At 69.8% G+C, this 19,391-nt stretch carries 15 protein-coding genes and 1 pseudogene; 8 read left to right on the top strand and 8 right to left on the bottom strand.

Annotation, left to right across the window (positions count from 1 at the left end; all coding sequences use genetic code 11):
• Window positions 1-149 precede the first annotated feature (149 nt).
• Window positions 150-974, bottom strand: coding sequence for a maleylpyruvate isomerase family mycothiol-dependent enzyme (locus VN520_RS19300; protein ID WP_325748172.1), 825 nt, complete (start codon window positions 972-974; stop codon window positions 150-152).
• Window positions 975-1,174: 200 nt separating this feature from the next.
• On the opposite strand from VN520_RS19300, the gene VN520_RS19295 reads away from it, so the two are divergent.
• Complete coding sequence (locus tag VN520_RS19295) at window positions 1,175-1,972, top strand: carbon-nitrogen family hydrolase (RefSeq protein WP_325748171.1); 798 nt, start codon at window positions 1,175-1,177, stop codon at window positions 1,970-1,972.
• Window positions 1,973-2,038: 66 nt separating this feature from the next.
• On the opposite strand, the gene VN520_RS19290 is transcribed toward VN520_RS19295, so the two are convergent.
• The gene (locus tag VN520_RS19290; protein ID WP_325748170.1) at window positions 2,039-2,533 is read right to left on the bottom strand and encodes an LURP-one-related/scramblase family protein; all 495 of its coding nucleotides are present in this window, start codon (window positions 2,531-2,533) and stop codon (window positions 2,039-2,041) included.
• 64 nt (window positions 2,534-2,597) lie between these two features.
• Here VN520_RS19290 and VN520_RS19285 point away from each other — a divergent pair, with 64 nt between their 5' ends.
• Entirely contained in the window at window positions 2,598-4,409 is a 1,812-nt protein-coding gene (locus VN520_RS19285; RefSeq protein WP_325748169.1) for an NHL domain-containing thioredoxin family protein, read from the top strand.
• 153 nt (window positions 4,410-4,562) lie between these two features.
• Here VN520_RS19285 and VN520_RS19280 read toward each other — a convergent pair whose 3' ends face one another.
• The 3 genes from VN520_RS19280 to VN520_RS19270 form a co-directional block, all read right to left on the bottom strand.
• Complete coding sequence (locus tag VN520_RS19280; RefSeq protein ID WP_325748168.1) at window positions 4,563-4,784, bottom strand: DUF6458 family protein; 222 nt, start codon at window positions 4,782-4,784, stop codon at window positions 4,563-4,565.
• Window positions 4,785-4,886: 102 nt separating this feature from the next.
• A complete protein-coding gene (locus VN520_RS19275; protein WP_325748167.1) occupies window positions 4,887-6,182 on the bottom strand; it encodes a M18 family aminopeptidase in 1,296 nt (431 codons plus the stop codon).
• A 321-nt stretch (window positions 6,183-6,503) separates the two neighbouring features.
• A complete protein-coding gene (locus VN520_RS19270; protein WP_325748166.1) occupies window positions 6,504-8,330 on the bottom strand; it encodes an acyl-CoA dehydrogenase in 1,827 nt (608 codons plus the stop codon).
• Window positions 8,331-8,501: 171 nt separating this feature from the next.
• Between VN520_RS19270 and VN520_RS19265 the strand changes: the two genes are divergently transcribed.
• The 3 genes from VN520_RS19265 to VN520_RS19255 all read left to right on the top strand — a co-directional run bounded on the left by VN520_RS19265 (window position 8,502) and on the right by VN520_RS19255 (window position 11,249).
• Complete coding sequence (locus tag VN520_RS19265; RefSeq protein WP_073750539.1) at window positions 8,502-8,942, top strand: SseB family protein; 441 nt, start codon at window positions 8,502-8,504, stop codon at window positions 8,940-8,942.
• Between the two features lie 193 nt (window positions 8,943-9,135).
• Window positions 9,136-10,092 (top strand): pirin family protein, encoded by a 957-nt coding sequence (locus VN520_RS19260; protein WP_325748165.1) that lies wholly within the window; start codon window positions 9,136-9,138, stop codon window positions 10,090-10,092.
• 89 nt (window positions 10,093-10,181) lie between these two features.
• Window positions 10,182-11,249, top strand: a complete 1,068-nt coding sequence (locus VN520_RS19255; RefSeq protein ID WP_325748164.1) for an AI-2E family transporter — start codon at window positions 10,182-10,184, stop codon at window positions 11,247-11,249.
• Here the strand turns inward: VN520_RS19255 and VN520_RS19250 are convergent.
• The gene (locus tag VN520_RS19250; protein WP_325748163.1) at window positions 11,244-13,364 is read right to left on the bottom strand and encodes a SpoIIE family protein phosphatase; all 2,121 of its coding nucleotides are present in this window, start codon (window positions 13,362-13,364) and stop codon (window positions 11,244-11,246) included. The genes VN520_RS19255 and VN520_RS19250 overlap by 6 nt on opposite strands.
• A 187-nt stretch (window positions 13,365-13,551) precedes the next feature.
• On the opposite strand from VN520_RS19250, the gene aspS reads away from it, so the two are divergent.
• The 3 genes from aspS (at window position 13,552) to VN520_RS19235 (ending at window position 17,426) form a co-directional block, all read left to right on the top strand.
• On the top strand, window positions 13,552-15,369 hold the full coding sequence (gene aspS, locus VN520_RS19245; RefSeq protein ID WP_325748162.1) for an aspartate--tRNA ligase: 1,818 nt from the start codon (window positions 13,552-13,554) through the stop codon (window positions 15,367-15,369).
• Between the two features lie 156 nt (window positions 15,370-15,525).
• Window positions 15,526-16,443 carry an intradiol ring-cleavage dioxygenase gene (locus VN520_RS19240; RefSeq protein ID WP_325748161.1) on the top strand — a complete coding sequence of 306 codons (918 nt, stop codon included), beginning with the start codon at window positions 15,526-15,528 and terminating at the stop codon, window positions 16,441-16,443.
• 221 nt (window positions 16,444-16,664) lie between these two features.
• A complete protein-coding gene (locus tag VN520_RS19235) occupies window positions 16,665-17,426 on the top strand; it encodes a hypothetical protein (protein WP_325748160.1) in 762 nt (253 codons plus the stop codon).
• Between the two features lie 151 nt (window positions 17,427-17,577).
• On the opposite strand, the gene metG is transcribed toward VN520_RS19235, so the two are convergent.
• Window positions 17,578-19,182, bottom strand: coding sequence for a methionine--tRNA ligase (metG, locus tag VN520_RS19230; protein WP_325748159.1), 1,605 nt, complete (start codon window positions 19,180-19,182; stop codon window positions 17,578-17,580).
• 102 nt (window positions 19,183-19,284) lie between these two features.
• Window positions 19,285-19,391 (bottom strand): annotated as a pseudogene (locus VN520_RS19225) (toxic cation resistance protein); the annotation flags it as partial.

Here is a 19,391-nt window from a genome sequence, read left to right as displayed (position 1 = left end):
TTCGGCTGCACGCCAGTGCCACGCACAGGGAACGCGACCACCACGTCGTCAGCCGGGTCGAGGCCGTGCACGTGCCCGTCTGACAGCCCCCTGGCGGCACGCCCGGCCCCGGCCCCCGCCGGCGGGCGGGCGCGCCGCCGGCCGTGGTGTCACGGGGTCAGGGCGAAGTGGCGCAGGATCCCGGCCGCCAGGTCCTGGTCGCCCTCGATCTTGATCCGGTCCTCCACGTCCTGGGCCCGGACCCGGCCGCAGGCCAGCCGGTAGTACGTCTCCCAGTCCATCGCCAGGGTCACCGCGGGGCCCAGCGAGGGTGCTTCGTCGACCGAACCGCGGCCCTCGGCGTCGACCCTCACCGTGCGCAGGAACTCCAGCGGGCCGTGCACATCGAGGACCACGGCCGAATTGGCCGGCGCGCCCGCGTCCTTGGCGACGACCTTCGCCAGGCCGGCCAGCAGGATGTCCCGGACGACCGGAGCACCGGGAGAATCCAGACTGCCGGGCTGCCCCAGCGTCCTACGCAGATCCTGCTCGTGCACCCACACGTCGAAGGCCCGCATGCGCAGAGCCAGCTCCAGCGTCTGTTCGGCACCGAGGGGCGCCCGCACCATGGTCCCGGGTGCGCGCGATTCGTTGCGCAGCTGCCGCATGCGCCGGATGAGCGTGTACTCCAGCTCGGAGGTCATCTCCGGCGCCGTGTGGTGGCGCCGTACGTCGACCTGCATCTCCATGTAGCGCTGGTGGTCGTTCTGCACGTGGTACAGGTCGCGCGGCAGCGTGTGGATGGGACGGGGATCGCCGAGCTGCTCGCACTCCATGCCGATGACGTGCGACACGACATCGCGTACCGACCAGCCCGGACAGGGCGTCCGGTGGTTCCACTCGCCCTCGGGGAGCGGCTTGACCAGCTCGGCTATCGCCTCGACGGAGTGGGTCCAGGCATCGGCATAGGTCTGGAGGCTGGGATGGACGGTCACGGGACCCCTCGTGCGGTTCTGCGGTGCATGGGCTGGAGAGCAGGGGAGTGCCGACGGGAGGGCCGGCACCGACGGTGCTGTCTGCGGTCTGCGTGGGAGGTTCGCTCGCTAAGTTACGCTGCGAGCAGGCACCCCGGCAGTGCTTTCGTGTGACGATCGTAGGCCCGCGTTGACGGCTTCCGTGCCAGGACGGTGGTAGTGTGCACGCCTCTCTCATCCAGATCGCAATAAACCCGGATGAATCGGCCAATTCCCGTAGGGAGCGCGCGGCTTCGCTGGTCGTGGACCAACGAGGTGCGGATCTGGTCGTCCTCCCGGAGCTCTGGCCGGTGGGTGCCTTCGCCTACACCGCCTTCGCCGACGAGGCCGAGCCGCTGCACGGACCCACGCACGAGATCATGGCGAAGGCCGCGGCCGAGGCCGGGGTCTGGCTGCACGCCGGGTCCATCGTCGAGCGCGCCGAGGAAGGCACCCTCTACAACACGTCGCTGGTGTTCTCGCCCGAAGGGCGGCGGGCCGCCGCTTACCGCAAGATCCACCGCTTCGGCTTCGACAAGGGCGAGGCGGTCATGATGGGGGCGGGCGAGGAACTCGTCACGGTCGCGCTGCCGGAGACCGTCCTCGGCCTCGCCACCTGCTACGACCTGCGTTTCCCCGAGCAGTTCCGGGGGCTCGTCGACGCGGGGGCCGAAACCCTGGTCGTCGCGGCCGGCTGGCCGGAGCGCCGCCGCTCGCACTGGACCCTGCTGGCGCAGGCCCGTGCGGTCGAGAACCAGGCGTACGTCCTGGCGGTCGGATCGGCGGGCACCCACGCGGGCGTCGAGCAGGCGGGCCACAGCATCGTCGTCGACCCCTGGGGCGAGGTGCTCGCCGAGGCGGGGGCCGCCGAGGAGGTGCTCACCGTGGAGTTCGACCCGGCGAAGGCCACCACCACCCGGGAGCAGTTCCCGGCCCTCAAGGACCGCCGCCTGGGCCTCGCCCCGCGCCGCCTCGCCTGAGCCGTACGTCTGCGTCCCGAGGGTCCGGTTTCACGTGAAACCGGACCGGCGTCGGCGGCCCGCCGTTCAGTCCTCTCCGTGCTCCTTGTCCGCCAGGACGATCACGCAGACCGCCACCGCGAGGAGCAGAGGCGCGTCGGCGTCCTCCCGCACGATGTCGAGACCGTACGTGTCGCGGACGGTCAACCAGCGCCGGGAGATCTGGGCGAGCAGCTCACCGTCGTAGTCGATGGCGAATTCACGGTCCAGGATCTTGCCGCTCACGTCCAGCTCGGTGCCGTCCACCAGAGTGACCCGGTAGTGGTTGCGCAGGAGCGAGAGACGCTTCCGTCTGACCGTGGCGAGCTGCTCACCGTCCCGCTCGATGACCATCGTGTCGCGCAGGCTGATGAGCTTCTGGCGGATCTCCACCAGCACCCGGCCGCTCGTGTCCTTCAGCTCGAAGGTGTCACGGAGCCGCATGGCCTTGCCGTCGACGAGGAAGAGCTTCCGCCCCTCCGCGTCCTCGATCCAGTAGTCGTCGCCGACGCCGAACAGTCGCTCACGTACGAGAAGTCTCATGGATCACAGGTTCCCCGAGGCCCTGCCGGAATGTGCGCAGGCCACGGTGCTGTTGACTGTTGTCATGACAGCACGTGCACGTGTCCGCGCCCCCGAACTGATCGGCAAGGGCGGCTGGCTCAATACAGGTGACCGGCAGTACACCCTCGCTGACCTGCGGGGACGCATTGTCATCCTGGATTTCTGGACCTTCTGCTGTGTGAACTGTCTGCATGTGCTCGACGAGCTGCGTGAGCTGGAGGAGAAGCACCGCGACACCGTGGTGATCATCGGTGTCCACTCCCCGAAGTTCGTGCACGAGGCGGAGCACCAGGCCGTGGTCGATGCCGTCGAGCGGTACGAGGTGCACCACCCGGTCCTCGACGACCCCGAGCTCGCCACCTGGAAGCAGTACGCCGTCCGGGCCTGGCCCACGCTCGTCGTCGTGGACCCCGAGGGCTATGTCGTCGCCCAGCACGCCGGTGAGGGGCACGCCCACGCCATCGCGAAGCTGGTCGAGGAGCTGGAGGCCGAGCACGCCGCGAAGGGCACCCTGCGCCGTGGCGACGGCCCGTACGTCGCCCCGGAACCGGTCGCCACCCATCTGCGCTTCCCCGGCAAGGCGCTCGCCCTCCCCGACGGCGGTTTCCTGGTCTCGGACACCACACGGCACCGCCTGGTCGAGCTGGATGCCGACGGCGAGACCGTCCGGGGCCACTTCGGTACCGGTGAGCGTGGATGCGTGGACGGCGGCCGTGACGAGGCCCGGTTCAGCGAACCGCAGGGACTCGCCGTCCTGCCCGACGGCCGGATCGCCGTCGCGGACACGGTCAACCACGCGATCAGGGCGCTCGACCTCGCGACGGGTGTGACGGCCACGCTCGCCGGGACCGGGCGTCAGTGGTGGCAGGGCTCCGCCACCAGCGGCCCGGCCACGGAGGTGGACCTCTCGTCGCCGTGGGACATCGCCTGGTTCGGTGACCGGCTGTGGATCGCCATGGCCGGGGTGCACCAGCTGTGGACGTACGACCCGGGACAGGGCACGGTGGAGGTCGCCGCCGGGACGACCAACGAGGGCCTGGTCGACGGGCCCGGGGACGAGGCGTGGTTCGCGCAGCCGTCCGGTCTGGCCGCGGCCGGCGACCGGCTCTGGGTCGCCGACTCCGAGACCTCCGCGCTGCGCTACGTGGACCTGGAGGGTGCCGTCCACACCGCCGTGGGCACCGGTCTCTTCGACTTCGGCCACCGCGACGGCCCCGCCGCTCAGGCTCTGCTGCAGCATCCGCTGGGTGTCACGGCCCTCCCGGACGGTTCCGTCGCGGTGAGCGACACCTACAACCACGCGCTGCGGCGGTACGACCCGGAGAGCGGCGAGGTCACCACGCTGGCCACGGACCTGCGGGAGCCGAGCGACGCGGTGCTGGTGGACGGCGATCTGGTCGTCGTCGAGTCCGCGCGGCACCGGCTGACCCGGCTGCGGCTCCCCGAGGAGGCCGTACGGGTCACGGACCGGGCCCACCGCACCCAGCGGGCGGCCACCGAGGTCGCCGGCGGCACACTGCGGCTGGACGTGGTCTTCCAGGCCCCCGCCGGGCAGAAGCTGGACACCAGGTACGGGCCCTCCACCCGGCTGCTGGTCTCCTCGACCCCGCCGGAGCTGCTGGCCGAGGGGGCGGGTCCGGGCACGGACCTGAGCCGTGAGCTGGTCCTCGCGGACGGGGTCACCGAAGGGGTCCTGCACGTGTCCGCGATGGCGGCGTCCTGCGACGACGACCCGGACAACGAGTACCCGGCGTGCCACGTGCACCAGCAGGACTGGGGCGTCCCGGTGACCGTCACCACCGCCGGGGCGTCCAGGCTTCCGCTGGTGCTGGCCGGCATGGACGATCAGGACTGACGGCTCCCTGTCCCACGCCTTCGCGCCCCGCCCGGGGACCTGGCTCGGGCAGGGTGTGCCAAGGGCTGGGCCCTTGGCACACCCTGCCCGGAACATCGATGCCGACGGCCGGTCACACCGGCCGCACGGGTGGGTGCCTGTCCGCCCGTCAGGTCACGGGTAGCGGCGCTCCTCCTCCGTGACGACCGTGGTGGTGGGCGGCACGACCATGCGACGACGGCGCGCGATGCTCACATAGACGAAGACCCCGACGAGGCCGACGAGCATCATGATCCAGCCGACCAGGTCGACGTTGACGGTATCCATCTCCCAGTCGGTGGCGAACGCCAGAATCGCTCCGGCACCGATCAGGAGAATGCATCCTCCGAGTCCCATGATTTCCGCCTCCTCGACTGCCCGGTGATTCCGGACCGTGTACGGGTCGCGTACCCGGCCCGGCAACAACCATGTCCGCGAAGGCGGTTGGGACGGGACGGATCATCCCGCGAGGAAGGCGGCGAGCGCGTTGGCCAGGAGGTAGGGGTCGTCGGCGCCGCACAGTTCGCGCGCGCTGTGCATCGACAGGATCGCCACACCGATGTCCACGGTCCGGATGCCGTGCCGGGCCGCGGTGATCGGGCCGATCGTGGTGCCGCACGGCATCGAGTTGTTGGAGACGAACGTCTGCCACGGCACGCCCGCCTTCTCGCAGGCCGCGGCGAACACGGCCCGGCCGCTGCCGTCGGTGGCGTAACGCATGTTGACGTTGACCTTCAGGATCGGCCCGCCGTTGGCCACCGGGTGGTGCGTCGGGTCGTGCCGCTCGGCGTAGTTGGGGTGGACGGCGTGGCCGGTGTCCGAGGAGAGGCAGACGGTCCCGGCGAAGGCCCGGGCGCGGTCCTCGTACGTGCCGCTGCGGGCGAACACGGAGCGCTCCAGGACCGTGCCGAGCATCGGGCCGTCCGCGCCGGTGTCGGACTGGGAGCCGTTCTCCTCGTGGTCGAAGGCGGCCAGCACGGGGATGTACGGGATCTCGTCGTCCGGCTGCCCGGCCACGGCGGCCAGCGCGGCCGTCGCGGCGTGTACGGAGAGCAGGTTGTCCATGCGCGGACCGGCGAGCAGCTCCTGGTCCCGGCCGAGGTAGGCGGGCGGCTCGACGGGGTGCGGCATGAGGTCCCAGCCGGTGACCTCCGCGGGGTCGACTCCCGCCGCGTCGGCGACGAAGCGGATGAGGTCGCCCTCCTCGACCTCACCGAGGCCCCAGATCGGCTGCATGTGCTTCTGGCGGTCGAGCTTGAGGCCGTCGTTGGCGGACCGGTCCAGGTGCACGGCCAGCTGGGGGACCCGCAGCAGGGGCCGGTCGATGTCGACCAGCCGGTGTGTGCCGTCGCGCAGCGAGAGGCGGCCGGCCAGGCCGAGGTCCCGGTCGAGCCAGGTGTTCAGGAGCGTCCCGCCGTAGACCTCGACGGCGATCTGGCGCCAGCCGTACGCGCCGGTGTCGGGCAGCGGCTTGACCCGCAGGTTGGGGGAGTCGGTGTGAGCCCCCACGATCCGGAACGGGGTGTGGGCGCCGGCGCCCTCCGGCACGTACCAGGCCACGATCGCGCCGCCCCGCAGGACGTACTTCCCGCCCTTGGTGCCGTCCCACGCGTCGGTCTCCTCGACCTGCCGGAATCCGGCCTTCTCCAGCCGCGCGGCGGCTGCGGCCACGGCGTGGTACGGGGAGGGCGCGGCCATCAGGAAGGCCATCAGATCGTCGGTGTGGCCGCGGTCGAAGCGGAGGGGAGAGCTCATGTTCTTCACCTTAACGACGGCCGACCTGGACGCCTCACGGTGTACGGCGGCCACCCATGACCCGTGTCCGGAAAGTTGTCGGAGAGCCCCGGAGAACCTCGGGGAATGCCGGAGAACAGGAGGGACCCGTCACCGGAGACATCCGGACCACGAAGGCGCTACCACCGGAAGGGGCCGGAGAGGGCTGGACGAGCCGGGAAGGCCGGGAAGGGCAGGAAAGGCCGGGAAGGGGCGGAGGAACCAGGGGGCCCGGGCCACGACAGCGCCGCCACCCGGAGAGTCCGGGTGGCGGCGCCTTTGACATCGGGAGGGCGGGAAGGACTAGAACGCGGCCTCGTCCAGCTCCATCAGCGAGTTGTCGACAGCCTCGGCCAGCGCACGCTCACCGGAGACGCCCGGCAGGATGTTCGTGGCGAAGAACTTCGCCGCGGCGATCTTGCCCTGGTAGAAGGCGGCGTCCTTGGCGGAGGCGTTGCGCAGCTTCTCGGAGGCCACGACCGCGCCCTTGAGCAGCAGGTAGCCGACGACGACGTCGCCGGAGGCCATCAGGAGGCGGGTGGTGTTGAGGCCCACCTTGTAGATGTTCTTGACGTCCTCGCCGGTCGCGGTGAGGTCGGTGATCATCGTGCCGACGATCGCCTCCAGATCCACCGCGGCCTTGGCCAGGTTGTCCAGCGAGCCGGACAGCTCCTCGTTGCCCTGCGCGCCCGCGAGGAACTTCTTGATCTCCTCGGAGAGGGCGTTCAGCGAAGCACCCTGGTCGCGGACGATCTTCCGGAAGAAGAAGTCCTGGCCCTGGATCGCCGTCGTGCCCTCGTACAGGGTGTCTATCTTAGCGTCACGGATGTACTGCTCGACCGGGTACTCCTGGAGGTAACCGGAGCCGCCGAAGGTCTGGAGCGACTGCGCGAGCTGCTCGTAGGACTTCTCGGAGCCGTAGCCCTTCACGATCGGGAGCAGCAGGTCGTTGAGGCCGTTGAGCGCCTTGGCGTCCTCGCCCGCGGCTTCCTTCACCTGGATCGCGTCCTGGACGGAGGCGGTGTACAGCACGAGGGAGCGCATGCCCTCGGCGTACGCCTTCTGCGTCATGAGGGAGCGGCGCACGTCGGGGTGGTGCGTGATGGTGACCTTGGGGGCCGTCTTGTCCATGAACTGCGACAGGTCGGTGCCCTGGACGCGCTCCTTGGCGTACTCCAGCGCGTTGAGGTAACCCGTCGACAGGGCCGCGATGGCCTTCGTGCCGACCATCATGCGGGCGAACTCGATGATGCGGAACATCTGGCGGATGCCGTCGTGCTTGTCACCGATCAGCCATCCCTTGGCGGGGTGCTGGTCGCCGAAGGTCATCTCGCAGGTGTTGGACGCCTTGAGGCCCATCTTGTGTTCGACGTTCGTCGCGTACACGCCGTTGCGCGCACCGAGCTCACCGGTGGTCCAGTCGAAGTGGAACTTCGGGACCAGGAAGAGGGAGAGCCCCTTGGTACCCGGGCCGGCGCCTTCGGGGCGTGCCAGCACGTAGTGGAGGATGTTCTCGGACATGTCGTGCTCGCCCGAGGTGATGAAGCGCTTCACACCCTCGATGTGCCAGGAGCCGTCCTCCTGCTCGACCGCCTTCGTGCGGCCGGCGCCCACGTCCGAACCGGCGTCCGGCTCGGTCAGCACCATCGTCGAGCCCCACTGCTTCTCGACGGCTATCTCGGCGATCTTCTTCTGCGCCTCGTTGCCCTCGTCGAAGAGGATGCCGGCGAACGCGGGGCCGGAGGAGTACATCCAGACCGCCGGGTTCGAGCCGAGCAGAAGCTCCGCGTAACCCCAGATCAGGGAGCGCGGGGAGGTCGTGCCACCGATCTCCTCGGGCAGGCCCAGACGCCAGTACTCGGAGTCCATGAACGCCTGGTACGACTTCTTGAAGGAGGCCGGGACGGGCGCGGTGTTGGTCGCGGGGTCGAAGACCGGCGGGTTGCGGTCGGCGTCGGCGTACGAATCGGCGAGCTCGTTCTCCGCGAGGCGGGTGACCTCGTCGAGGATGCTCTTCGCGGTGTCGACGTCCATCTCCGCGAACGGACCGGTGCCGTACAGCTTGTCGCGCCCGAGGACCTCGAAGAGGTTGAACTCGATGTCGCGGAGATTCGACTTGTAGTGCCCCATGGGAAGGCTCCGTAATCAATAGCAGTGGCGCGCAGCGCCCCGTGGAGGAGTGAGGGTCGGGCGACGGACGGCCTGGCGCGGGTGTATCACCTGACCCCCACGATGATGCTACCCGTCAGTAATAAGGCGCAACCCCTCAAGGCGCAGATGTGTCCGATTACTCTTTGCGGCATGTATGGCTACGACCAGAACCCGGGTGCACAGCAGCAGATGGGCGGCGGCTACGGCGAGCAGCCGTTGTACCCCGAGCCCTCGCCGCCGTCCCTGGCCGACGCGGTGCGGGCCTTCACGACCGGTTCGCTGTCCGCGGAGGACTTCCAGCAGATCTTCGCCACGGCGAAGGTCTACTGTCCGCGCGGCGACAACCCCGGCTTCCTGGCGCTCCACAACACCCAGCAGCCGGTGATCCCCATGTTCACCACGCTCAAGGAGCTCCGCAGCTATGCGGGCAAGGAGTCCAAGTACTTCGTGATCACCGGGGCCGAGGTGATCGACCTGCTGCCGACGGGCTACGGCTTCGTCCTCGACATGGAGGGCGATCACCGCATGGTCTTCGACGCCAAAGCGGTGGAGCAGATGGTGGATTTCGCGATGCGCCGCATGTACGGCTGAACGCCGTTGCTCCGCGGACGGCTGGGAGCCGGCCGCGGCCCGACGCAGTCCGAGGGCCCGCACCGTCCGGTGCGGGCCCTCGGCGCTGTGCGGACTCCCGGCGCTGTGCGGAGGTGGTGGGAATGAACGCCGCCTTGCAAGATGTTCATCGTTCAACTAAATTGGGATCAGAAGACTCCCGGAGGTGGCTCCCATGCCCGCAGTGACCGTCGAAAACCCGCTGACCCTGCCGAAGGTCGTGGCCCGGACCGAGGCTGTGGCCCGTCCCGTACTGACCGTCACGACCGCGCCGAGCGGTTTCGAGGGCGAGGGGTTCCCGGTGCGGCGCGCCTTCGCCGGGATCAACTACCGGCACCTCGACCCGTTCATCATGATGGACCAGATGGGTGAGGTGGAGTACGCCGCCGGCGAGCCGAAGGGGACCCCCTGGCACCCGCACCGCGGCTTCGAGACCGTCACGTACATCATCGACGGGAGCTTCATCCACCAGGACAGCCACGGTGGCGGAGGTGCGATCGAGAACGGCGACACCCAGTGGATGACGGCCGGCTCGGGCCTCCTCCACATCGAGACGCCGCCGGAGTCCCTCGTCATGTCCGGAGGCCTCTTCCACGGCCTCCAGCTCTGGGTGAACCTGCCCAAGGCCGACAAGATGATGGCCCCGCGCTACCAGGACATCCGTGGTGGTCAGGTCCAGCTCCTCGCCTCCCCGGACGGCGGCGCGCTGCTCCGTGTGATCGCCGGTGACCTCGACGGTCACGAGGGCCCGGGGATCACGCACACCCCGATCACCATGGTCCACGCGTCGGTCCGGCCGGGGGCCGAGGTGACGCTGCCCTGGCGCGAGGACTTCAACGGCCTCGCGTACGTCCTCGCCGGGCGCGGGAGCGTCGGCGTGGAGCACCGGCCCGTCCGCACCGGGCAGACCGCGGTCTTCGGCAAGGGGTCCTCACTGACGGTCCGGGCCGACGGGACGCAGGACGGCAACACGCCCGACCTGGAGGTCGTGCTGCTCGGCGGTCGTCCGATCCGTGAGCCCATGGCGCACTACGGGCCGTTCGTGATGAACACCCAGGACGAGCTCAAGCAGGCCTTCGAGGACTTCCAGGCCGGCCGCCTCGGCAAGGTTCCCGCCGTGCACGGCATGTGACCGGGTCCCGCCGGGCGTACGGGTGACGGAACGTCACCCGTACGCCCGGCGGGAAGGCCGCGGCTTCCGGCCCGTGATCGGGTGGGAGGGTGTCCACCCGGAAACCCCTCCTGCCCGACGCCGCGCGGCGGACGGCCGCCTGGTGCGGTGTTCTGCTCCTGGCCGCCGGTGTCGTGGCCGTGGCCGTCTGGCTGTGTGTCGCGCTCAAGACCGCGGTCACCCCGGTCCTGCTGGCGCTGCTCGGTACGGCGCTGCTCGGTCCCGTCCACCGCTGGCTGACCGCCCGCAGGGTGAACAGGTCGGTGGCGGCCGGACTCACCTGCGCCGCACTCGTCGCGGTGGCCGGTGGCGCCGGATACATCGTGGTCACCGCACTCGTCGACACCGGTGACCAGATCGTGGCCTCGCTCAAGGACGCCGCGCAGTGGGTCATCGACCATTTCGACATCGCGGGCGTCGCCGACGTGGACGACCTGGCGGAGAACGCCAGGAACCTCGCCGGGAAGTTCGGTGCGAGCGCGGCGGGCGGACTGCTCACCGGTATCAGCCTCATCGGCTCGCTCGTGACCACCGCCGTTCTGGCGCTGCTGCTGACGTTCTTCTTCCTGCGTGACTCCGACCGTGCCGTCCACCTCGCCCACACGATCGCCCCGCGGGGGACGGGCGGCCTGGTGGAGGCCATGGGGCGCCGGGCCTTCGAGGCCGTCGAGGGTTTCATGCGCGGCACCACCTTCATCGCCCTGATCGACGCCCTGTGCATCACCGCGGGCCTGCTGGTCCTGCGGGTGCCGGGGGCGGTGGGACTGGGGGCGCTGGTGTTCGTCGGCGCCTACATCCCGTATCTCGGGGCCTTCATCTCCGGTACCGTCGCCGTGCTGGTCGCGCTCGCCGACCGTGGCTTCGTGATCGCGCTGTGGGTGCTGGGCGTGGTGCTGGCCGTCCAGGTGCTGGAGGGGCATGTGCTCCAGCCCGTCATCCAGAGCCGTACGGTCCAGATGCACCCCGCCACGATCATGATCGCGCTGACCGCGGGCGCCGGGGTCGCGGGGCTGCTGGGCATGCTGCTGGCGGTTCCGCTGTGCGCCGCGGTGTTCGGGGTGATCGGCGAACTGCGCAAGGGATACGAGGCGGACGGCACGGTTCCCGACGGTTCATGAGCCGAGGGCGGCCAGTTCCGCCGGCTCGGCCGACTCGTACAGCTCGAACCAGATGGACTTCCCCTCGCCCCTCGGGTCCACCCCCCACGCGTCGGCGAGCATCTCCATCAGCACCAGCCCCCGCCCGCTGGACGCCATCTCCCCCGGCCGCCGCTTGTGCGGCAGCTCGTCGCTGGTGTCGGCCACCTCGACGCGCAGCCGCCGCTCGCCCCGCTCACCCGACACCTCGGCCAGGAGCAGCGCGTCCCCGTCCGTGTGCACGAGCACGTTCGTGGACATCTCGGAGACCATCAGTTCCGCGGAGTCGACCTGCTCCGAGTCCGCCCAGTCGTGCAGCAGCTCCCGCAGCTGCTGCCGGGCGGCGGCGACCCGCTCGGGCTCCGCCTGTGCGATGGTCATGGCCGAGCGCCGGCCCGGGGTCCTGCGCGTCCGCGCCCCCTCGCGGCGCAGCACCAGGACCGCGATGTCGTCCTCCCGCCGGTCCACCAGCGGCCCGATCGTGTAGTGCGAGCCCGGTCCGTGCACAGCCTGCACCAGGGCGTCCGCGAGCTCCTCCAGGTCCTCGACGGGCTTCTCCAGGACCGGCTTGAGCCTGGTCCATCCGGTGGCCATGTCGTGTCCGCCGGTCTCGATGAGCCCGTCCGTGCACAGCATGATCGTCTCGCCGGGACCCAGGACGACGCGGGTCGTCGGGTAGTCGGCGTCCTTCTCCACACCCAGGGGCATCCCTCCGGCGGTCTGCCGGATCACCGCGGTGCCGTCGACGCTGATCACCACCGGGTCCGGGTGGCCCGCCCGGGCGATGTCGAGGGTGCCGGTCTCGGGGTCGGCCTCCGCGTACAGGCAGGTCGCGAACCGCGCCACGTCGGACCGGTCCTCACCGTCGGCGCGGTCGTACGTCTCCGTCAGCCCGGCCAGGAAGCGCGAGGCCCGGGAGAGCACGGCATCGGGGCGGTGCCCTTCGGCGGCGTACGCGCGCAGGGCGATCCGCAGCTGGCCCATCAGGCCCGCCGCCCGCACGTCGTGGCCCTGGACGTCACCGATGACGAGGGCGATACGGCCGTTGGGGAGCGGGATCGTGTCGTACCAGTCGCCGCCGACCTGAAGCCCACCCCCTGTCGGGATGTAGCGCGCCGCCACCGTCAGACCGGGGACACCGGGGCCGAGGGACGGCCTCATCGCCTTCTGGAGGCCCAGCGACAGCTCGCGCTCGGTCTCGGCGGCCCCCGCCCGGGTCAGTGCCTGTGCCAGCATCCTGGCCACCGTCGTCAGCACGGAGCGCTCGTCAGGGGAGAAGGCCACGCTGTGCCCGAATCCGGCCATCCAGGCGCCCATGGTGTGCCCGGACGAGATCAGTGGCAGAAAAGCCCAGGACCGGCGCCCGAACTCCTGGGCGAGGGGCCAGGTGGTCGGGAAGCGCCGCCGGTACTCCTCGGGGGACTCCAGGTAGATCGCCTGGCCGGTCCGTACGACCTCGGCGGCCGGGTAGTCCGTCTCCAGGGGCATGTCGGTGAACGGCTTCTCGTCGCCGACGTTGTGCCCGTAGTGCCCGATGACCGTCAGCCGCTCGCCCGAGACGCCGAAGACGGCGAGTCCGTCCGGCGAGAAGCCGGGCATGGAGAGCGAATTGGCGACCCGCAGGACCTCCTCGGTGGACCCGGCCTCGGCCAGCGCCCGCCCCGCGTCCAGCAGGAACGCCTCACGTGACCGCCGCCAGTCGCCGGTGAGGGGGGTCTGTGCCGCGGTGCCCTCCGGGGGCTGGGCGACTTCCTGGAGGATGCCCATCAGCACGTACGTATGGCGGCCGGGAGTGTCCAGCGGGACCGGCTTGGACCGGGTGCGCACCGTGCGTACCACCGATCCGTCCTCGTCCACGATGCGCATCCTGGCCTCGGCCACCGTGCCCTCGGCGATCGCGAAGTTGACGATGCCGTCGATCTCGTTCCAGTCGGCCGGGTGGAAGCGGTGGCGCACCTCCTCGCCGGGGCGGGCCGTGGGCTCGGCGGGAAGCCCCACCAGCCGTGCCGCCTCGGCGTCGAGCGTGACCACGCCTGCTGAGCTGTCCCAGCTCCACAGACCGGTCCCGATCGCAGCCAGGATCTCCTCGGTGCGCATTGCCCCACTTTAGGAAGATGTTCTTCCCGGTCGCCACCGAGGGGCGGCCGCCCGGCAGCCGGGCGCCGGAGACAGCCGGGTGCGTCCCGGACAGCCGTGCGGCGGCAACGCCAATGAAGCGGTGGGCCCACGGGCGGTAGCCTGGGGTGTCAATCCACCCCGAACCGCGAAGACTGGATGAACGACGATGCATCGGTACAGGTCCCACACCTGCGGCGAGCTCCGCGCCTCTGACGTCGGCACCGACGTCCGGCTGAGCGGCTGGCTGCACAATCGCCGAGACCTGGGCGGCATCCTCTTCATCGATCTGCGCGACCACTACGGTCTGGTGCAGCTCGTGGCCCGCCCCGGCACCCCCGGCAACGAGGCCCTGGCGAAGCTGACCAAGGAGACCGTCGTCCGGATCGACGGCAAGGTCTCCGCGCGCGGCGCGGACAACGTCAACCCGGAGCTCCCGACCGGTGAGATCGAGATCGAGGTCACCGCGGTCGAGGTGCTGGGCGAGGCCGCCCCGCTGCCCTTCACGATCAACGCCGAGGACGGGGTCAACGAGGAGCGGCGTCTGGAGTACCGCTTCCTCGACCTGCGCCGTGAGCGCATGCACCGCAACATCATGCTGCGCTCGGCCGTGATCGCCTCCATCCGCTCCAAGATGGTGGCGCTCGGTTTCAACGAGATGGCGACCCCGATCCTCACCGCGACCTCCCCCGAGGGCGCCCGTGACTTCGTCGTCCCGTCGCGGCTGAACCCCGGCAAGTTCTACGCGCTGCCGCAGGCCCCGCAGCAGTTCAAGCAGCTGCTGATGATCTCGGGCTTCGACCGCTACTTCCAGATCGCGCCCTGCTTCCGCGACGAGGACGCCCGCGCGGACCGTTCGCCGGGCGAGTTCTACCAGCTCGACGTCGAGATGTCCTTCGTCGAGCAGGAGGACGTCTTCCAGCCGATCGAGAAGCTGATGACCGAGCTCTTCACCGAGTTCGGCAACGGCCGCGAGGTCACCTCGCCGTTCCCGCGCATCCCGTTCCGCGAGTCGATGCTGAAGTACGGCAACGACAAGCCGGACCTGCGGGCCAAGCTGGAGCTCGTCGACATCTCCGACGTCTTCGCCGACTCCGGTTTCAAGGCGTTCGCCGGCAAGCACGTCCGTGCCCTGCCGGTGCCGGACACCGCGGGCCAGTCCCGGAAGTTCTTCGACGGCCTCGGTGAGTACGCCGTCGGGCACGGGGCCAAGGGCCTCGCCTGGGTCCGGGTCGGCGAGGACGGCACGCTGGCCGGACCCATCGCGAAGTTCCTCACCGAGACGGACGTCAAGACCCTCACCGAGCGGCTGTCCCTCGTCCCCGGCCACGCGGTCTTCTTCGGCGCCGGCGAGTTCGACGAGGTCTCCAAGATCATGTCCGCCGTCCGCGTCGAGGCCGCCAAGCGCGCCGGCCACTTCGAGGAAGGCGTCTTCCGGTTCTGCTGGGTCGTCGACTTCCCGATGTACGAGAAGGACGAGGAGACGGGCCGGATCGACTTCTCGCACAACCCCTTCTCGATGCCCCAGGGCGGCCTGGAGGACCTGGAGACGAAGGACCCGCTGGACATCCTCGCCTGGCAGTACGACATCGTCTGCAACGGCATCGAGCTGTCCTCCGGTGCCATCCGCAACCACGAGCCCGAGCTGATGATCAAGGCGTTCGAGATCGCCGGTTACGACCGCGAGACCGTCGAGCACGAGTTCGCGGGCATGCTCCGCGCCTTCCGTCTCGGTGCCCCACCGCACGGTGGCATCGCCCCGGGTGTCGACCGCATCGTGATGCTGCTCGCCGACGAGCCCAACATCCGCGAGACGATCGCCTTCCCGCTCAACGGCAACGCCCAGGACCTGATGATGGGCGCCCCGACCGTGCTGGACGAGGCCCGGCTGCGCGAGCTGAACATCCAGCTCCGCAAGCCCGCCGCGCCGGCGAAGGAGAAGGCCGAGGCCAAGGACGCGGTGGCCCGGGACACCGGCGCGAAGTAGGCGTCAGCGGTTCCGCTTCGGTTCCACGTGAAACAGTCCCCGGCCGCCCGGCCGGGGACTGTTTTTTCGCCGTTGCCGGTGGTCACGGCGCGCCACACAGGAACGCACAGCTGTCACCCAGGTTCCTGCCAGCTGGACTGCCTAGTCTCCGGGCGCATGACAGACAACCAGGGACCCGCACACAAGAAGAACCTGACTCGGCGTCGGGTGGTCCTCGCCGGCGGAGCGGTCGTGGCCGCCGCGGGAGTCGGAGCAGGGGCTGTCGCCACTGCCTCGGCCGACGAGGAGAAGAAGACAGGATCCGGCACGGCTGCTGGAAAAGGCGAGGTGTGTTACCGCCTGACCTCCGAGACCACCGAAGGTCCGTACTACATCGACGCTGACAAGATCCGCAAGGACATCACCGAGGACAAGGAGGGCATTCCGCTGACCCTCCGCCTCAAGGTGATCGATTCCGACACCTGCAAGCCGCTGAAGAAGGCGGCCGTCGACATCTGGCACTGCGACGCGCTGGGGATCTACTCCGGCTACGAGAGCATGAGCCAGGGCGGCCCCGGCGGCGGTGCCCCGCCGAGCGGCGCGCCGACCGGGGCACCCACCGGAATGCCCACCGGGACGCCTCCTTCGGGAGGCCCGGGCGGTGGGGGCGGACACAACGAACCCACCGATGACGAGCGCTATCTGCGGGGCACCCAGCTCACCGACCAGCACGGGTACGTGGAGTTCAGGACGATCTTCCCCGGCTGGTACCAGGGCCGTGCCGTACACATCCACACCAAGGTGCACGTCGGCGGGAAGATGACCGACGCCGGGTACGAGGGTGGTCACACCTGCCACACCGGCCAGTTCTTCTTCGACGAGTCCGCGGTCCTCGACTCCGCGAAGGAAGAGCCGTACTCGACGAGCACCACCACCCGCACGACCCTGACCGAGGACACCATCTACGACCAGAGCGGGGTGACGGGCGGGCTGCTGAAGCTCTCGTACCGCAAGGGAAAGATGGCACGCGGTGTGGTCGGCTCGATCACGATGGGCGTCGACCCGGACGAGACCCAGGACGGCACCGGCCTCTAGAGACCGGCACCGGCCTGAAGGAAGCCCGGCGAAGGACCCGGAACCGCGACCCGGTTCCGGGTCCCTTCGCATACGTACGGGTGGTGCGCGCGGGATTTCCGGACCTCGGGTACCCGAAACGGGTACATCCGGATGGCCCCGGTTCCGGTTCGGGGCCGTCAGGCCCGGCAAAGACTGGCACGGGAAGTGCTCGTCCGCCCCTCACCGAGGAGTTCCGCACCGTGTCCGTCCCGCGTCGCCCGTACGTCATGCTCGTCGCCCTGTTCCTGCTGGTCATCGGCTGTTCCGCCGGGGCGGCGCCGACCGTCGATCCCGCCGCGCCCCGGGAGGCGGCCGGCCCCGGGGCCTCGGCCGCGCAGTCCCGCACGGTGGAGCCCCTCCGCCGCCCCGCGGTGATTCCGGCACTGGGACCGCGGACCCGGTCGCAGATCCCGGCCACGGCCCGGCAGGCCGTCGTGGTGACAGGACAGGGCCCCGATTCCAACCGCTCCTCGGTCGTGCTCTACAACTTCGACGATCCCGCTCTCGGCTGGAGACCCGGGGCGGGCCCCTGGCCCGCCCACAACGGCATGGAGGGCTGGACGGACCACCATGTCGCGGGGGACCTCCGGTCACCCGCCGGGGTCTTCGGACTCACCGACGCGGGCGGGCGGCTGCCCGACCCGGGCGCACTGCTCCCGTACGACGAGGATTCCGCCTTCGCGGCGAGCGGCGAGGGCTTTCTGGGGGAGCCCCTCGAAGGCTCCTTCGACTACGTCGTCGCCATCAACTACAACCGCACCCCGGGCACCAGCCCGCTGGACCGTGACCGGCCGCTCGGCGAGGAGAGGGGCGGCGGCATCTGGATCCATGTGGACCACGAGGGGCCCACACAGGGCTGTGTCTCGCTCACCGAGGACCGGATGCGGGAGCTGCTGCTCATCCTGGACCCCGCGAAGTCCCCCGTGATCGTGATGGGCGACGCCGCGTCGCTGGCCCGGTGACGCGTACGGCACGTCCGTGACGTCCTCCGGTCCGGTGGGGGTGGAGCTGGACACCGAGCCGCTCAAGAGCTGGAGGCGCTGAGGGGTCACGCGAAGGAGCCCGGGTCCCCGATGTGTCCGGGGACCCGGGCTCCTTCGCCGCGTACGTCGTTTACGCGGGCTTCTCCTCCAGGCGCGGGAACAGCACCGCGCCCTTCGTCACCGTCGTACCGGCGGGCAGCCGGCCCCACTCGCCGGCGTCCTGGACCCGCTGGCCGGCCAGGGCGCCCAGGGACGCCTCGGCACCCAGGGACTCCCACAGCTTCTGCGAGGTGTCCGGCATCACGGCGTTCAGCAGGACCGCGACACCGCGGAGCGACTCGGCCGCCGTGTACAGGACGGTCGCGAGCCGGGCCTGGCCCTCGGGCGAGGTGTCCTTGGCGACCTTCCAGGGCTCCTGCTCGGTGATGTAGCCGTTGACCTGCTTCACGAAGTCGAAGACGGCCAGGATGCCGCCCTGGAAGTCCAGCTCCTCGCCGATCTTCACATCGGCCGTGGCGACTGCCTGTGCCAGGCCCTCCTGGACGGCCCGCTCGGCGTCACCGGCCGCCGTGGCCTCCGGGAGCGCGCCGCCGAAGTACTTGCCGACCATGGCCGCGACGCGCGAGGCGAGGTTGCCGTAGTCGTTGGCGAGCTCGGAGGTGTAGCGGGCGCTGAAGTCCTCCCAGGAGAACGAACCGTCACTGCCGTACGCGATGGCCCTCAGGAAGTACCAGCGGTACGCGTCCACACCGAAGTGCGAGGTCAGGTCCTGCGGCTTGATACCGGTCAGGTTCGACTTGGACATCTTCTCGCCGCCGACCATCAGCCAGCCGTTGGCGACGACCTTGCCGGGCAGCGGCAGGCCCTGCGCCATCAGCATGGCCGGCCAGATGACCGAGTGGAAGCGCAGGATGTCCTTGCCGATCAGGTGCACGTTCGCCGGGAAGGTGCCGTCGAACTTCTCCTGGTTGGCCCCGTAGCCGACCGCCGTCGCGTAGTTGAGCAGGGCGTCGATCCACACGTAGATGACGTGCTTCGGGTCCCACGGGACCGGGACGCCCCAGTCGAAGGTGGAGCGGGAGATCGACAGGTCCTGGAGGCCCTGCTTGACGAAGTTCACGATCTCGTTGCGGGCGGACTCGGGCTGGATGAAGTCCGGGTTGGCCGCGTAGAACTCCATGAGCTTCGGGCCGTACTCGCTCAGCTTGAAGAAGTAGTTCTCCTCCTTGAGGAGCTCCACCGGCTTCTTGTGGATCGGGCACAGCTTCGTGCCGTCCTCGGCCTCGATCAGGTCGCCGGGGAGCTTGTACTCCTCGCAGCCCACGCAGTACGGGCCTTCGTACCCGCCCTTGTAGATCTGGTCCTTGTCGTACAGGTCCTGCACGAACTCCTGCACACGGTCCGTGTGCCGCTTCTCCGTGGTACGGATGAAGTCGTCGTTCGCGATGTTCAGGTGCTCCCAGAGGGGCTTCCACGCCTCCTCGACGAGCTTGTCGCACCAGGCCTGGGGCGTGACGTCGTTCGCCTCGGCCGTGCGCATGATCTTCTGACCGTGCTCGTCCGTGCCGGTGAGGTACCACACCTTCTCGCCGCGCTGACGGTGCCAGCGGGAGAGCACGTCGCCTGCGACGGTCGTATAGGCGTGGCCCAGGTGAGGAGCGTCGTTGACGTAGTAGATGGGGGTCGAGACGTAGAACGCCTTCGCCCCCTGCTTCTCGGTTCCAGTGGCCGCCATGGTCGAAATCCTACTGGGCGGATGGAGATCGACTCACACGCGTTTCGGCGGGCGGACGGAGGGGTCTTCCTCGTCTCCCTCTCCGTCCGCCCGCGCGGGCCGCTACGGGCGCCAGGTGGCCAGTACGCCCTCGTACAGCTCCTTGTCGGTGAGTTCCTTCGGGGTCTCGCCGGCGAGGAAGTGGGAGGTGTTCGGCGTCTTGAGCTTGC

Source organism: Streptomyces sp., from assembly GCF_035563135.1.
In the GTDB taxonomy this organism is placed as follows: Bacteria; Actinomycetota; Actinomycetes; order Streptomycetales; family Streptomycetaceae; genus Streptomyces.
The sequence above is the reverse complement of the archived record's forward strand: the minus strand, read 5'-3'. Positions and strand labels throughout refer to the sequence as shown.

Excerpts from the sequence above, each read along its gene's own strand:
- VN520_RS19285 (WP_325748169.1), top strand. The coding sequence starts at position 2,598 with ATGACAGCACGTGCACGTGTCCGCGCCCCCGAACTGATCGGCAAGGGC.
- VN520_RS19265 (WP_073750539.1), top strand. The coding sequence starts at position 8,502 with ATGTATGGCTACGACCAGAACCCGGGTGCACAGCAGCAGATGGGCGGC.
- metG (WP_325748159.1), bottom strand. The coding sequence starts at position 19,182 with ATGGCGGCCACTGGAACCGAGAAGCAGGGGGCGAAGGCGTTCTACGTC.
- VN520_RS19275 (WP_325748167.1), bottom strand. The coding sequence starts at position 6,182 with ATGAGCTCTCCCCTCCGCTTCGACCGCGGCCACACCGACGATCTGATG.
- aspS (WP_325748162.1), top strand. The coding sequence starts at position 13,552 with ATGCATCGGTACAGGTCCCACACCTGCGGCGAGCTCCGCGCCTCTGAC.
- VN520_RS19270 (WP_325748166.1), bottom strand. The coding sequence starts at position 8,330 with ATGGGGCACTACAAGTCGAATCTCCGCGACATCGAGTTCAACCTCTTC.
- VN520_RS19240 (WP_325748161.1), top strand. The coding sequence starts at position 15,526 with ATGACAGACAACCAGGGACCCGCACACAAGAAGAACCTGACTCGGCGT.
- VN520_RS19250 (WP_325748163.1), bottom strand. The coding sequence starts at position 13,364 with ATGCGCACCGAGGAGATCCTGGCTGCGATCGGGACCGGTCTGTGGAGC.
- VN520_RS19280 (WP_325748168.1), bottom strand. The coding sequence starts at position 4,784 with ATGGGACTCGGAGGATGCATTCTCCTGATCGGTGCCGGAGCGATTCTG.
- VN520_RS19290 (WP_325748170.1), bottom strand. The coding sequence starts at position 2,533 with ATGAGACTTCTCGTACGTGAGCGACTGTTCGGCGTCGGCGACGACTAC.
- VN520_RS19260 (WP_325748165.1), top strand. The coding sequence starts at position 9,136 with ATGCCCGCAGTGACCGTCGAAAACCCGCTGACCCTGCCGAAGGTCGTG.